Consider the following 14,196-nt stretch of genomic DNA (forward strand, 5'->3'; position numbering starts at 1 on the left):
CCGTCGGACCACTCCCCGCAGCTTTCGGAAGCACGGTGGTGACCACCCGGTCCCGTCACCACCGTGCTTCCGAAACGCATGTCCGGCCGCCCGGGGAGGTGGGCAAGGAAGGAGTAGTGACGGCCCTGACTGCGGTGGGAGCTTTGGGACATCCCCACTTCACCGACAGAAAAGGTGTGCCATGAACGACTCGCAGGCGGCACCGGGTCAAGGCCCGACCACCGAGGTGACCCACCGGTTCGTGGAGACCAACGGCATCCGGATGCACATCGCCGAGCAGGGCGAAGGACCGCTGGTCGTGCTGCTGCACGGCTTCCCCGAGACCTGGTACTCCTGGCGCCACCAGTTCGCCGCGCTCGCGGCGGCCGGCTACCACGTGGTCGCCCCCGACCAGCGCGGCTACGGTCGGACCGACCGCCCCGAGGCGGTCGAGCAGTACTCCCAGCTGCACCTGGTCGGCGACGTCGTCGGTCTGATCGACGCGCTCGGCGAGGAGCAGGCCGTCCTGGTCGGCCACGACTGGGGCTCGCCGGTCGCCTGGAACACCGCACTGCTGCGCCCCGACCGGGTCCGCGGCATTGCCGCGCTGGGCCTGCCGTACCTGCCGCGCGGCCCGGTGAGCGCGCTGGCCGGGATGACCCAGGGGCTCGGCCCCGGCTTCTACATGAACCAGCTGCAGCAGCCCGGTGTGGCCGACGCCGAACTGGCCCGGGACCCGCGAGCCGGCCTGCTCCGGGTCTTCCGGTGGGGCTTCGGCGACTCGCCGCAGGCCGAGGCGCCCACCCTGCCGCTGGTGCCCGAGGGCGGCAGCTTCGCCGACCTGCTGCCCGAGGCGGGCGCACTGCCCGACTGGCTGACCGAGGCCGATCTCGACGTCTACGCGGCGGACTTCGCCCGGACCGGGTTCACCGGCGGCCTGAACTGGTGGCGGACGATGGAGCTGAGCTGGGAGCTCACCGCGCCCTGGCAGGGCGCGCCGATGACGACCCCGGCGGTGTACCTGTACGGCGAGCGCGACGGCAGCGTCCAACTCCCGGGCCTGGACCAGCTGATCGCCAACCTCCAGGTGTTCGTACCGAACCTGACCCGCACGGTGGTGCTGCCCGGGGTCGGGCACTGGACCCAGCAGGAGCGCCCGGACGAGGTCACCGCCGAACTGCTGAAGTTCCTCGGCGGGCTCTGACCCTTCGGCGCCGGAAGTCCCGTACCCGGACCGGCCATTGGTCCGCTCCGTACGGCGACCGCGCATTCCCCCGTGCGTTCTCCCGGGTATTCCCCGCACACCGGGAATCAGGGCCTCCGGGCTCGGCAATGTGGGAGAAGCCCCCGGCCGGGGCGCCCTGCCAGAGTCGTTCCCAGCCGACGGTGAATCGCCGCCCAGCCGGACAGCAGGGGAGACCTGCGACACGATTCCGCGCGGATACCGCCGATTCCGGCGGGGTTCCACTCCACTTTCCTTTCCCTGTCATCGAATTGAGGAGCACAGATGACGATCAACGAGGCGACACCGCAGGCCGAGCTCGTCGGCCGGGCCACGGAGCTGGTCGAGGTGATCCGGAAGCACATCCCGTGGCAGGAGGAGCACCGGGTCCTGCACGACGAGGTGCTGCAGGCGATCACCGACGCCGGGATCATGAAGATGCGGGTGCCGGTGCGCTACGGCGGCGCCGAGTCCGACGTGCGGACCGTGTCCGCCGTGATCTCCGAACTCGCCCGGGGCGACGGCGCCGTCGGATGGACCATCAGCACGTTCACGATGGGCTCCTGGCTGGCCGGCCTGTTCCCGGACGAGGTGCAGGACGAGATCTTCGCCGACCCGGGCGTCCGGATCTGCGGCGGCGTCAACCCGTCGGGCATCGCCACCCCGACCGACGGCGGCGTGATCCTGAACGGCCGGTGGCACTTCGTCTCCGGTGCGCCGCACAGTCAGTGGGACATGCACTCGGTGCTGCTGGCCACCGAGGACGGCGGGTTCGCCCCGGCCACCATCGCGGTGCCGATGGCGGACCTGACCATCGTCGACGACTGGCACACCGCCGGTCTGCGGGCCACCGGCAGCGTGACCACCATCGCGAAGGACCTGTTCGTCCCGCAGGCCCGCGTGCTGCCGATGATCCCCGTGATGATGCACGGTGAGCACCTCTCGAAGCAGAACGCGGACTCGCTCACCTGGAAGCTCCCGTTCGTGCCGCACGCCACCGCGGTGACCAGCTCGTCGGCCATCGGCATGGCGAAGGCGGCCCGGGAGGCGTTCTTCGAGAAGCTGCCGAGCCGCAAGATCGCCTACACCCACTACGAGCACCAGGCCGAGGCCCCGCTCACCCACCTCCAGGTGGCCGAGGCGGCGATGAAGATCGACGAGGCCGAGTTCCACGTCCGCCGCGCCGCCGAGCGCCTGGACACCAAGGTGCGGGCCGGCGAGCAGTGGTCGCTGGAGGAGCGCGCCCTCTCGAAGATGGACGCGGCGATGGGCTGTCTGCGGGCCAAGGAGGCGGTGGACGTGCTCAACACCGCCAGCGGCGGCTCGTCCATCTACTCCGACCAGCCGATGCAGCGGATCGAGCGCGACATCCAGGCGCTCAACCTGAACGGTGTCCTGCACCCGAACACGGTCGCGGAGACCTACGGCCGGATCCTGTGCGGCCTGGAGCCGAACACCGACCTCCTGTAGGCCACGGACCGACCTCCAGGTCAGGTGGCCGGGGCCGGCGCCCCGGCCACCCGACCGGACCTCCCCGACGAAAGGCGGCAGGCCCGTGCAACCGTTCCGGACAGACATCCCCCAGGCCGATCTCGACGACCTGCACCGGAGACTGGAGAACACCAGGTGGCCGGACGAGGTGGCGGGCGCCGGCTGGTCACGAGGTGTCCCGGTCGACTACCTGAAGGAGCTCGCGGAGTACTGGCGCACCGGCTTCGACTGGCGGGCGGTGGAGTCCCGGATCAACCGGTACCCGCAGTTCACCACCGAGATCGACGGCGCGAACATCCACTTCCTGCACGTCAGGTCGCCCGAACCGACTGCCAGGCCGCTGCTGATCACCCACGGCTGGCCCAGCACCTTCGTCGAATTCCTGGACGTGATCGGCCCGTTGACCGATCCCCGGGCGCACGGCGGTGACCCGGCGGACGCGTTCCACCTGGTGATCCCGACCATCCCCGGCTTCGGCTTCTCCGGCCCGGTCCGGGAGGCCGGCTGGGACCACTACCGGGTGGCCCGGGCCTGGAAGGAGCTGATGGCCCGGCTGGACTACCGGCGCTACGTGGTGCAGGGCGGCGACTGGGGCATGATGGTGTCGCTGGAACTGTGCCTGGCCGACCCCGAGCACGTGGCGGGCGTGCACGTGAACTCGCTGGTCACCTTCCCGCCGGAGGACCCGGCCGAGCTGGCCGACCTCGACCGGGCGGAGCTGGCACGGCTCGGCAGGCTGGGGCACTTCGACCGGGAGCTGTCGGCACACCTGAAGCTGCTGGCCACCCGCCCGCAGACGGTGGCCTACGGCCTCACCGACTCCCCGGTCGGCCAACTCGCCTGGATCATGGAGAAGTACCGCGAGTGGACCGACTCCGACCAGGTGCCGGAGGACGCGATCGACCGCGACCTGATGCTGGCCAACGTCACCGTCTTCTGGCTGACCGCGACGGCGGGCTCCTCGGCCCAGCTGTACTACGAGTCGCTGGACCGCACCCTTCCGAACATCGCCGCCCGGCTGGGCGGGCCCTGGGAGTTGACGATGCCGGCCGGCGTCGCGGTCTTCCCGCACGACGCCGCGCTCCCGCTCCGCCGGTTCGCCGACCGGGTGCTGCCGACCATCACGCACTGGTCGGAGTTCGACCGCGGTGGCCACTTCCCCGCGATGGAGGAGCCCGACCTGTACGTGGGGGACCTCCGGGCGTTCGCCCGCACGCTCTGGAAGGACTGAACCACCGAGGACCGTTGCGCACGTGAAGCAGGGCCCGGGTCGGCAGACCCGGGCCCTGCTTCACGTTCCTGATCTCAGATCAGGTGCGTGCCGGGCTCCAGCCCGCAGAGCACCCGCCCGTACAGCTCCAGGTTGGTGTCCGGGTGCAGGACGCCGTGCAGGCTGATGGTCTGGATGTCGCGCTCGATCCGCTGCATCGGCTGGTCGGAGTAGATGGACGAGCCGCCGCTGGCGGTGTTGAGCACGTCCACCGCCTCCTTGGCCCGCCGGGTGGCCGCGCCCATCTCCATCCGGGCCAGGGCGCGTTCCTCGATCGACCAGTCCTCGCCGTGGCGGACCTTGTCGTCCACCTGCTCGGCGGCGCGGCGGACGTGGAACTCGGCCTCGTCGATCTTCATCGCCGCCTCGGCCACCTGGAGGTGGGTGAGCGGGGCCTCGGCCTGGTGCTCGTAGTGGGTGTAGGCGATCTTGCGGCTCGGCAGCTTCTCGAAGAACGCCTCCCGGGCCGCCTTCGCCAGGCCCAGCGGCACGGCGGCGGCACCGGCGGCGGTGATCGGCGAGAACGGCGCCTGCCACATCAGGGACCCGGCGTTCAGCTCGGAGCGGTGCCGGTTCTGCAGCACCAGGGGGATCATCGGCAGGATCCGCCCTTCCGGGACGAACAGGTCCTCCGCCACGGTCGTCACGCTGCCGGTGCCGCGCAGGCCCACGGTGTGCCAGTCGTCGACGACGGTCAGCTCCGCCGTCGGCACGGCGAGCATCACGGGGGTGAACTCCCCGTCCGGGCCGGCCAGTACGGCCGAGTGGACGAACCACTGGCTGTGCAGCACCCCGGTGCTGAACGGCCAGCGCCCGTTCAGCACCACCCCGCCCTCGGTCGGCACGGCCACGCCGTTCGGGCTGACGCTGCTGCCGATCCGGACGTCGGGGTCGGCGAAGATCTCGTCCTGTACCTGGTCCGGGAGCAGCCCGGCCAGCCAGGAGCTGATCGTCATCGTGCTCACCGTCCAGCCCACCGAGCCGTCGCCCCGGGCGAGTTCGGAGATCACCTCGCACACCGTCCGGACGTCCGACTCGAAGCCGCCGTACCGGGCCGGTACCCGCATCTTCATCAGCCCGGCCTCGGCCACCCCCCGGAGCACCTCCGGGTGCAGCGCCCGGTGCTCCTCCTGCCAGGCCGCGTGCCTGCGGATCAGGGGGACCAACTCGGTTGCCCGGCGGACGAGCTGAGCGCTCGTCGGCGCCTCGATGGTCGTCATCTGTGCTCCTCGAAATACGATGGCAGAGACACGAAAATAGGTCGGCCCTCATTCGGCGCAGCGCCGATTCTGCATGGCCGCAGTCACTCTGACACGGGCCGGCAGCCGGGAACTTCTCCCACGTTGCCAGGCCCGGCGGACGGGAAAGGGCGGTCCACCGGAATGCCCTCCCGGCAATTCGCCGGCCGGTGGACGATTTCCCGTCCGTGTACGGTCTTCGTACCCCCTGGTGTCCTGCGGGCGGACCGCCGGGAACCCGACCGGAGCCGACGCGGCTTCGCACGCCGCCCGGTACGATGCCCCGTCGCCCTGCCGTCACCTCTCCTGGAAGGACCCGGTCCTGAACCCGCTGTTCGCCGAGATCCTGTCGGTCACATTGCTCCTCGTCGTCCTGGGCTGTGCGGTCGTGCGGCCGTGGGGCTGGCCCGAGGCGGTGGCCGCCGTGCCGGCCGCCGGTCTGGTGATCGTCACCGGTGCCATCCCGCTGGAGCACGCCCGGGCGGAGGCGGAGCGGTTGGGGCCGGTGATCGGCTTCCTCGCGGCGGTGCTGGTCCTCGCCCAACTCTGCGACGACGAAGGGCTGTTCCAGGCCTGCGGGGCGTGGATGGCCCGGACGGCGGCGGGCCGGCCCGGACGGCTGCTGGTGCAGGTGTTCGCGGTCGCCTCGGTGATCACGGCGGTGCTCAGCCTGGACGCCACCGTGGTGCTGCTCACCCCGGTGGTGTTCGCCACCGCCGCCCGGCTGGGGGCCCGGCCGAAGCCGCACGTCTACGCCTGCACGCACCTGTCGAACAGCGCCTCGCTGCTGCTGCCGGTCTCCAACCTGACCAACCTGCTGGCGTTCGCGGCCAGCGGGTTGAGCTTCACCCGGTTCGCGGCGCTGATGGCGCTGCCGTGGCTGGTGGCGATCGGCGTCGAGTACCTGGTCCTCCGCCGGTTCTTCGCCGCCGACCTGGCCGCCGGGGCCGAGGCCCCGCCCGCCACCGGGGCTCCCGAGCTGCCGCTGTTCGCCCTGGTCACCGTGGCGGGCACGCTCGCGGGTTTCGTCGTCGCCTCCGCGGTCGGCATCAGCCCGGCGTGGGCGGCGCTGGCCGGGGCCCTGGTGCTCGCCGCCCGTGCCCTGGCCCAGCGCCGGACCGGTCCGGTGGCGATCGTCCGCGCCGCGAGCCTGCCGTTCCTCGCCTTCGTCCTGGGGTTGGGGATCGTGGTCCGCGCGGTGGTCGACAACGGGCTCGCCGACGCGCTCGGACACGTCGTACCGGACGGTGACGGCCTGTTGGCGCTGCTCGGGCTCGCGGCGCTGGCCGCCCTGCTGGCGAACCTGATCAACAACCTGCCCGCCGTGCTGGTGCTGCTCCCGCTCGCCGCCCCGGCCGGGTCGGGCGCGGTGCTCGCGGTGCTGCTCGGGGTGAACATCGGACCGAACCTCACCTACGCCGGATCGCTGGCCACACTGCTGTGGCGACGGATCGTGCGCGAGCACGGCGCCGAGGTGGACCTCGGGGAGTACAGCCGGCTGGGACTGCTGACCGTGCCCGCCTCGCTGCTCCTGACGGTGGCGGCGCTGTGGGGGTCCCTCCAGGTGATCGGCGGCTAGGGCCGGTCCGACGCACCGCGAGCCGCCGGAGTGATGCGCGTCACTGTCCGGGCGGCCCGGGGCGGGCGTGCGCGATCATGATCGGTATGGACGCTCGCTTCGTTGGTATCCCCGAGCTGGTCGAGGCCCCGTCGGTGGCGGTGGTGGTCGACGTCATGCGGGCATTCACCGTGGCGGCCTGGGCCTTCGCCCAGGGCGCGGAGAAGATCGTGCTCGCCGGGTCGCTGGACGAGGCCCTGGCGCTCAAGGAGCAGCACCCGGACTGGGTGGCGCTCAAGGACGGCCCGGCCGCCCCCGGGTTCGACCTGGTCAACTCGCCGGGCCTGCTGCGGTCGGTCGACCTCGGCGGGCGGACCGTGGTGCAGAAGACCACGGCGGGCACGGTCGGCGCGCTCGCGGTCAAGGACGCGTCGCTGGTGCTGTGCGCAAGCTTCGTGGTGGCGGAGGCGACGGCGCGGGTCCTGCGCGGGAGTGACGCGGTCACCTTCGTGGTCACCGGCGAGGACGGGCAGGCCGACGAGGATCTGGCGTGCGCCCAGTACATCGCCCGGCGGGCCACCGGAGACGGGACGGACGCCGCCGGCTTCGTCCGCCGCGCCGCCGGGTCGCGGGCCGCCACCGAACTGGCGGAAGGGGTGCGGGAGGGAGTGCACCCCGACGACGTCGCGCTCTGCCTCGAGGTCGACCGGTTCCCCTTCGCGATGGTGGCGACCTCGGAGGGCCCGCTGATGGTCCTGCGTCCACGCACGGTCCCTCCGGTGACCGAGGATTCCGCCGCAGCGACCCGGGCCGGCCGCCCGGCCTCCTGAGCCCGTCCGGGTGATCCGGCCAACCGGAGTCCGTGTCAGGTGATATGACGGTGCGGAGCCTGGAGGTGGTCCCCTGATGACCCGGTACTGCGTCGACCCTGCGCGACTCGAACTGATCGCCACCTGGGGGAGCGGGACCGGCGATCTGGCCACCCGTATCGCCGTCCTCCCGGCCGGGACCGATACGGGGGCACTCACCCGACTGGCCAGCGTGCTCACCCAGTTGTCGGCGGCGGCCTGGCACACCTACACCCACCCCGCCAGCGCCACCGAGTCGTTGGAGCCCAACAGCGAGGGGTGGCGCAGGGAGCAGGAGCGCAAGGCGTTCGACGAGGTCGCCCATGCCGTGGCGGATCCGAACGTCCCGCAGGGCGGTTCGATGGTGGTCGCCTACAGCCCGCTGGTGGAGAACGCCAACCGGGTCGGTCGGGCCCTCCTCGCCCTGGGCGTACCGGAGTTGACCGAGGCGGTCCGCGCCGAGACCGTACTGGAGCTGGCGGCGGTGGAGGCGGCCGAGCTCGGCGACCTGACCGGCCGGGCCCAGCAGGCGGTGCTGCTCAGCCGCGAGGGCGCCTCCCCGGCGCAGGTCGCGGCCGCCGACCGCCTGCTGGAGCGGGACCCGTTCGGCCCGGCCGCGCTGTTCTGCGACGTCGACCCGACGGCGGCGGCGGTCGCGGCGGCGCACTGGCTGCTGGCGGCGGCGGAGGTCGCCTCGGGAGTCTCCGGGCACGCGCCGACCGCGGTCGTCCAGGAGGCGGACGACATCGAGTCGTTGGCGCACGAGACACCGACGCTGGTCCTGGAACTTCTGGACGAGGGCGCCTCCCCCTACGACGCGGTCACCGGTCTGGTTCGGCACGCCATGCGCGTCGCCGACGGCATCCTGCCCGACCCCGACGCCTTCCGCGAGCAGCTGGAGGAGGCGCAGGAGATGCTCGCCGAGTACGGCGACGACGAGGAGGAGATGGAGCTGGCGGGCCTGCGGATCACCCCGCTCGATCCCCAACGACCCGCCCGCGACCTGCTCGAAGACCTCCTCGCGGGCATCCAGGGCTGCTGGCTCCTGCACGACCAGTACGTCGAATCCGATGAGGAGGACGACGAGGAGGGGGACGAGCAGACCGGCTCGGACTCGGACGACCAGCGGGCCGAACGGCGGCAGGACCTCAGCCGCGAAGCCTTCGCCGCCCTGGTCCGCGCCACCGCGGCCCGGCACCGCGACCGCCTCATCTGACGTGGCTCACGGCTTCGGCAGGGTGTCCACGAAGTCGGTGCCGGCGCCGTAGAAGCCGTCCACGGTCTTCTGGACGTCCGCGTAGGAGACGGCCGCGGCGTCCTTGTAGTAGAACCAGTTGATCTTCAGGTTCCAGGTCCGCTGTCCGCCGAGGGACGGCAGCAGGTCGACGAACCAGTTGCTGAAGTGGACGTCCATCTTCTCGCGCGGCACGTACTTGCCGGTGCTGGTGAACAGCTCCTTGCCGTCGATGGAGTAGGTGGCCTTCCCGTCCACGGCGGTGACCATCATGATGTGCCAGCCCTCGAAGTGCTGCTTGTGCGGCTTGGTCACCCGGTCCGCCGGATCGGCCTTGAACCAGCTGGTGGTGTCGAGCTGCGGACCCGGCGTGCCCCAGCCGCCGTTCGGCATGTACTCGTAGTCGAGCTCGCTGTAGTTCGCCGAGTCGTCCGCGGGGGAGATCGGGAAGTAGGACTGGACGACGTGGTCGCCGTTCTTGCCGCCGGCCGGCTTGTCGCTGAGGTAGACCCGGGCGGCGAAGGTGCCGTTGAAGAGCTTGCTGCCGGTGCTCTGGATCTCGACCTGCTTGGTGCCCTTCTGGGTGCCGTCGGTGGACGCCTGCAGCTGCAGGGTCCGGCCGCCCTGGGCGGTGGTGTCGGCGGGGAAGCTCGCGCCGGAGTCGGACCAGGAGTCCTTGATCCCGGGGCCGCCCTCGCCGGTGCGGATCTCCCAGCCGTGCGCGGTGAGCGCGGGGTCGGTGGGACCGGTGTAGCGGAAGCTGTCGAACAGGGTCCCCGGCGGGCCGGTCGGGGTCGGCGAGGCGCTGGTCGCGGACCCGCTCTTCGCCGTCGCGGCGGGGCCGTCGCCGCCACCGGCCGCCGGACCGCTCGAACAGGCGGCGAGCACGCCCAGCAGGACCGGGAGGGTCAGCACGCTCCACGCGCGGTGACGACGGGTGCGGCGGGGCTGACTCACGCGGGCTCCTCGGGGCGTACCGATCACACCTGCGCACTGATCGGATGAGGGGGTCATCCTAACGGGGGCCCGCAGACCCCTCCGGCCCGCAGGCGCCTTCGGCGTGCGTCCGTCCGGCACGCGTCCCGCCGCATCCGGAGGGGCGGAGTCCGAGGTCAACGGCACGCATGCCTACTTTCCGGTACCCGCCCACCGGCGTTGCGATCCGATTACAACCCCTCGCCAGATCAGGCCAAATCCCCCCATCGAACCCAATTCGATCCAGGTGGTGCACTAGCGTTCGCTCTACGCTCACGCGGTCTACGTACCCTGCCTGAAAGGCGTCGCAAGGTGCGCCCAGTCACCACCCCCATCGAACCCGGATCGGCGTACCCACCGGTGCCTGACGTGCACGAATCAAGTCTGGAAGAGGCCGCTCCGGCACCGGTGTTCGTGTCCCGGTCGGGTCTGCGCGGTCGGCTGCTGCGGGGCTTCGGCTGGCCGGTCTCGGTGGTCGGCGCACTCCTGGCGGTCGTCATGGCCAGCAGCCTGGTCGGCATGCAGGCGGACGCCCCGGCGATGGGGATACCCGTGCAGTCGCCCGCACAGTCACCCACCCCCGAGGCGTCGCCGTCACCGGTTCCGTCGCCCACCCCGTCACCTTCACCGTCGGCGCCGTCCAAGACGCCGCCGCGCTCCGCGACCCCCTCGACGAAGACCACGTCGAAGCCGACGACCACCGCGCCGCGTGGCGCGACGCCTTCGGGCCAGTCGACCAAGCACCCCTGAACCGCCGCACCACCCATCTCCAGGAGCGCCATTGTCCCGCCATCAGCGCCGCCGGCAGTCCCCGCGCAGGCCGCGCCGACTGGCCGCGCCTCCGTTGCGCTTCTTCATGCCACTGTCCCTGCTGGCGTGCCTGCTCGCGCTCCTGGTCCTGCGCGGACTGGCGACCAACGAGGTGTTCCACGACACCCGGGTCGCCGACTCGGCCGACAAGACGATCGTGCCGGAGAACCTGCTCACGGGCGGCCCGATCATCGACGCGCGCGGCAGCAACAACGACCACCCGGTGAGCTACAGCATCCCGGACCGCACCGTGGTCCTGAGCTTCGACGACGGCCCCTCGGACGAGTGGACCCCGCAGATCCTGGAGATCCTCGAGTCCCGCAAGGTCCGCGCCGACTTCTTCGTGACCGGCGCCATGACCGCCCGTCACCCGGATCTGATCCGGAGGATCGTGGCGGACGGCCACGAGATCGGCCTGCACAGCTTCACCCACCCCGACTTCGCCTTCCAGTCGCACGCCCGGATCAGCTGGGAGATGGCCCAGACCCAGCTGGCGCTGGCCGGTGTCGCCGGGGTGCACAGCTCGCTGTTCCGCCCGCCGTACTCCTCCAACTCGGCCGCCCTGGACGACTGGAGCTACCCGGTGATCCAGTACCTGGGTGCCCGCGGCTACGTCACCGCATTCATCGACCACGACACCGACGACTGGAAGCGTCCGGGGGTGGACGCCATCGTCAACGAGGCGGTGCCGGCCATCCCCGGCGCGGGCGAGCTGATCCTGCTGCACGACGCCGGTGGCGACCGCTCCCAGACCGTTCAGGCGCTCGGCGTGCTCATCGACAAGCTGCAGGCCGACGGCTACCGCTTCACCACCATCTCCGAGGCGCTCGGCGCCGGCAGTGCCACCACGCCGGTGAGCGGCTTCCAGCTGTGGGCGGGCAAGGGCTACATCTGGGCCACCCAGCTGTCCCTGCACACCCTGCCGGTGCTGATCGGGCTGTTGGCCGTGGTCGGCTTCCTGAACTTCGGCCGGTTCGCGCTGATGCTGGTCCTCGCGCCGATCCACGCCCGCCGCTCCCGGCGGCAGGACCTCTGGGGCGAGCCCGTCACCCGTCCGGTCACCGTGCTCGTGCCGGCCTACAACGAGCGCGAGTGCATCGCCAACACCCTCAACTCGCTGGCCGCCAGCGACTACCCGATCGAGGTCATCGTCATCGACGACGGCTCCTCGGACGGCACCGCGGACATCGTCGAGGAGATGAACCTCCCGTTCGTCCGGCTGATCCGCAAGGTCAACGGCGGCAAGTCCAGTGCCCTCAACGTCGGCATCGCGGCGGCCTCGCACGACATCGTCGTGATGATGGACGGCGACACCGTCTTCGAGCCGTCCACCGTGCGCGAACTGGTCCAGCCCTTCGGCGACCCGGCGATCGGCGCGGTCTCCGGCAACGCCAAGGTCGGCAACCGCGACACCCTGATCGGGGCCTGGCAGCACATCGAGTACGTCCTCGGCCACAACCTGGACCGCCGGATGTACGACATGCTCGGCATCATCCCGACCATCCCCGGCGCGGTCGGCGCCTTCCGCAAGGAGGCCCTGGACGCCGTCGGCGGGATGAGCGACGACACCCTCGCCGAGGACACCGACATCACCATGGCGGTGCTCAGCGAAGGCTGGCGGATCGTCTACGCCGAGCGCGCCCGCGCCTGGACGGAGGCCCCCGCCAGCCTCCAGCAGCTCTGGTCCCAGCGGTACCGCTGGAGCTACGGCTCGATGCAGGCGATGTGGAAGCACCGCCGCACCGTCGTCGCCCGTGGGCCGGCCGGGCGGTTCGGCCGTCGCGGCCTGCCGCTCGTCGTGCTGTTCGGCGTGGTCGCCCCGCTGCTGGCCCCGCTGGTCGACATCTTCCTGATCTACGGCGTGCTGTTCGCGGACGCCGGGCTGACCCTCACCAGCTTCGGCGGCTTCCTGGCGGTCCAGGGCGTGCTGTCCTGGTACGCCTTCCGGCTCGACCACGAGAAGCCCTGGCACCTGATCAGCCTGCCGACCCAGCAACTGGTCTACCGGCAGCTGATGTACATCGTCCTGCTGCAGTCCGCCATCACCGCGCTGACCGGCGGCCGACTGCGCTGGCAGAAGCTCCGGCGCACCGGCGAGGTCTCCGCGCCGGTGGAGGCGTGACCGTTCCCCCGGATCCTGGCCGCACCGAGGGCGTACGCGCCTGAGTGGTGACGGCCAGGACCGGGGTGGCCGTGAGCGTGGCCGGAGCGACCGGGCTCACCGACAGGGGCAGGCTCACGGCTCCTGGTCCCAGCGCCTCCGCCGAACCGCCGGGACCGCCAGTACCACCGCACCGGCGACCAGTTGCCACAGCGCGCCGAAGCCCAGCACACCCGCCGTGCCGACCTGGTCCGCCAGCGGCCCGGACGCCGCCAGCCCGAGGGGCCCGAGTACGAACGCGCCCAGGCCGCCGAACGCGCTGACCCTGGCGAGGGTTTCCGCCGGTACCCAGCGCTGCAGCGTGGTGCTGTACAACGTGCCGCAGACCGCCGATCCGGCCCCCGCCACCAGGGCCGCCCCGGCCACCGGCAGCACCGATGCCTGTGCCGCCAGGGCGGCTGAAGGAAGCGTCCAGCCGAGCGTCGCCACCGTCGCCACCGCCAGTGGCCGGCCCGGACGCCGCCCGAGCATCAGCAGGCCGCCCAGGACCGCCCCGGCCCCGTACACCGCCATCACCAGCCCCCAGCCGCGCGCCCCGCCGAGTCCCCGTTGTGCGGTCAGCGGGCCGAGCACCAGGAACGGCGCCCAGACGAGGAGGTTGAACAGTCCCATGTGCACGGTCGTGATCCACAGCCAGGGGCGCGAGCGGAACTCCGACCATCCCTCGTGCAGATCGGTGAGCATCGACCCGTCACTCCGCTTCCGCTCCTGCGGTGGCAGCGACAACCGGGCCAGCGAGAATGCCCCGATGCCGTACGTGACGGCATCGACCAGCAGCACCGTGGCCGGGCCGTACACCGCCGTGACCACCCCCGCGGTCGCCGGACCGGCCACCATGGCCAGCGAACGAGCCAGCCCCACAAGGGTGTTGGCGTCCGCGAGCCGGGGACCCGCTCGAACCATCGCGGGCACCAGTGATCCCATCGCGGGCATCGACACCCCCTCGCCGAGCCCCCAGAGGGCGACCAGCGCAACCATCACCCAGACCGACGCGTGCCCCCACAGCAGCGCTGCGGCGAACACGGCCTGTACGCCGCAGCGCAGCACGTCCGCGGCCAGCATCACCCGTCGGCCGCCCAGCCGATCCGCGATCACCCCGCCGGCCAACAGGACCAGCACGATCGGCAGGATCCGGGCCGACATGACCCAGCCGAGCCCGCTACCACCGCCACCGGCGCCCAGAACCGCGAAGGCCACCGCCACCGGTGCCATCGAGGAGCCGAGGAGCGAAGTCGCGTAACCGACGAAGAACCACCTGAAATCGCGCTCGCCCAGCACGGCCAGACGGTCCGTCAACCTTGTCGACGCCGCCTCACCGGGCTCGGGTGCGCGATGCGCATCCACTGCCATGGGCGGCAGTCTGCCTCCGTCGGACGGCCTGGCGGAAGGGCTTTCGGCGGAAAGATTGAG

The 14,196-nt window shown here is 71.6% G+C and carries 11 protein-coding genes; 8 read left to right on the top strand and 3 right to left on the bottom strand.

The features are described from left to right. The first annotated feature begins 181 nt into the window (after positions 1 to 181). From OHV05_RS26740 to OHV05_RS26750, 3 genes are all read left to right on the top strand, one after another. Positions 182 to 1,183 carry an alpha/beta fold hydrolase gene (locus OHV05_RS26740; RefSeq protein WP_405019907.1) on the top strand — a complete coding sequence of 334 codons (1,002 nt, stop codon included), beginning with the start codon at positions 182 to 184 and terminating at the stop codon, positions 1,181 to 1,183. Positions 1,184 to 1,486: 303 nt separating this feature from the next. Then, a complete protein-coding gene (locus tag OHV05_RS26745; protein ID WP_405019908.1) occupies positions 1,487 to 2,671 on the top strand; it encodes an acyl-CoA dehydrogenase family protein in 1,185 nt (394 codons plus the stop codon). An 85-nt stretch (positions 2,672 to 2,756) separates the two neighbouring features. Next, positions 2,757 to 3,923 (top strand): epoxide hydrolase family protein, encoded by a 1,167-nt coding sequence (locus OHV05_RS26750; protein WP_405019909.1) that lies wholly within the window; start codon positions 2,757 to 2,759, stop codon positions 3,921 to 3,923. Between the two features lie 74 nt (positions 3,924 to 3,997). Here OHV05_RS26750 and OHV05_RS26755 read toward each other — a convergent pair whose 3' ends face one another. Continuing rightward, entirely contained in the window at positions 3,998 to 5,182 is a 1,185-nt protein-coding gene (locus tag OHV05_RS26755) for an acyl-CoA dehydrogenase family protein (protein WP_405019910.1), read from the bottom strand. 340 nt (positions 5,183 to 5,522) lie between these two features. On the opposite strand from OHV05_RS26755, the gene OHV05_RS26760 reads away from it, so the two are divergent. From OHV05_RS26760 to OHV05_RS26770, 3 genes are all read left to right on the top strand, one after another. Further along, positions 5,523 to 6,779, top strand: coding sequence for an SLC13 family permease (locus tag OHV05_RS26760; RefSeq protein WP_405021551.1), 1,257 nt, complete (start codon positions 5,523 to 5,525; stop codon positions 6,777 to 6,779). Positions 6,780 to 6,865: 86 nt separating this feature from the next. Beyond that, positions 6,866 to 7,588: a 2-phosphosulfolactate phosphatase gene (locus OHV05_RS26765; protein WP_405019911.1), complete on the top strand. Its 723-nt coding sequence runs from the start codon at positions 6,866 to 6,868 to the stop codon at positions 7,586 to 7,588. Positions 7,589 to 7,664: 76 nt separating this feature from the next. Continuing rightward, on the top strand, positions 7,665 to 8,822 hold the full coding sequence (locus tag OHV05_RS26770; RefSeq protein WP_405019912.1) for a hypothetical protein: 1,158 nt from the start codon (positions 7,665 to 7,667) through the stop codon (positions 8,820 to 8,822). Between the two features lie 6 nt (positions 8,823 to 8,828). On the opposite strand, the gene OHV05_RS26775 is transcribed toward OHV05_RS26770, so the two are convergent. Next, positions 8,829 to 9,797 carry a glycoside hydrolase family 16 protein gene (locus tag OHV05_RS26775; RefSeq protein WP_405019913.1) on the bottom strand — a complete coding sequence of 323 codons (969 nt, stop codon included), beginning with the start codon at positions 9,795 to 9,797 and terminating at the stop codon, positions 8,829 to 8,831. 387 nt (positions 9,798 to 10,184) lie between these two features. Here OHV05_RS26775 and OHV05_RS26780 point away from each other — a divergent pair, with 387 nt between their 5' ends. Both OHV05_RS26780 and OHV05_RS26785 read left to right on the top strand, forming a co-directional pair. Next, on the top strand, positions 10,185 to 10,565 hold the full coding sequence (locus OHV05_RS26780; RefSeq protein ID WP_405019914.1) for a hypothetical protein: 381 nt from the start codon (positions 10,185 to 10,187) through the stop codon (positions 10,563 to 10,565). 106 nt (positions 10,566 to 10,671) lie between these two features. Then, a complete protein-coding gene (locus tag OHV05_RS26785; RefSeq protein WP_405021552.1) occupies positions 10,672 to 12,747 on the top strand; it encodes a bifunctional polysaccharide deacetylase/glycosyltransferase family 2 protein in 2,076 nt (691 codons plus the stop codon). A gap of 114 nt (positions 12,748 to 12,861) precedes the next feature. On the opposite strand, the gene OHV05_RS26790 is transcribed toward OHV05_RS26785, so the two are convergent. Further along, on the bottom strand, positions 12,862 to 14,082 hold the full coding sequence (locus OHV05_RS26790; RefSeq protein WP_405019915.1) for an MFS transporter: 1,221 nt from the start codon (positions 14,080 to 14,082) through the stop codon (positions 12,862 to 12,864). Positions 14,083 to 14,196 lie beyond the last annotated feature (114 nt).

Source organism: Kitasatospora sp. NBC_00070 (assembly GCF_045041205.1).
GTDB lineage: Bacteria > Actinomycetota > Actinomycetes > Streptomycetales > Streptomycetaceae > Kitasatospora.

Excerpts from the sequence above, each read along its gene's own strand:
- OHV05_RS26785 (WP_405021552.1), top strand. The coding sequence starts at position 10,672 with ATGCCACTGTCCCTGCTGGCGTGCCTGCTCGCGCTCCTGGTCCTGCGC.
- OHV05_RS26740 (WP_405019907.1), top strand. The coding sequence starts at position 182 with ATGAACGACTCGCAGGCGGCACCGGGTCAAGGCCCGACCACCGAGGTG.
- OHV05_RS26745 (WP_405019908.1), top strand. The coding sequence starts at position 1,487 with ATGACGATCAACGAGGCGACACCGCAGGCCGAGCTCGTCGGCCGGGCC.
- OHV05_RS26765 (WP_405019911.1), top strand. The coding sequence starts at position 6,866 with ATGGACGCTCGCTTCGTTGGTATCCCCGAGCTGGTCGAGGCCCCGTCG.
- OHV05_RS26770 (WP_405019912.1), top strand. The coding sequence starts at position 7,665 with ATGACCCGGTACTGCGTCGACCCTGCGCGACTCGAACTGATCGCCACC.
- OHV05_RS26755 (WP_405019910.1), bottom strand. The coding sequence starts at position 5,182 with ATGACGACCATCGAGGCGCCGACGAGCGCTCAGCTCGTCCGCCGGGCA.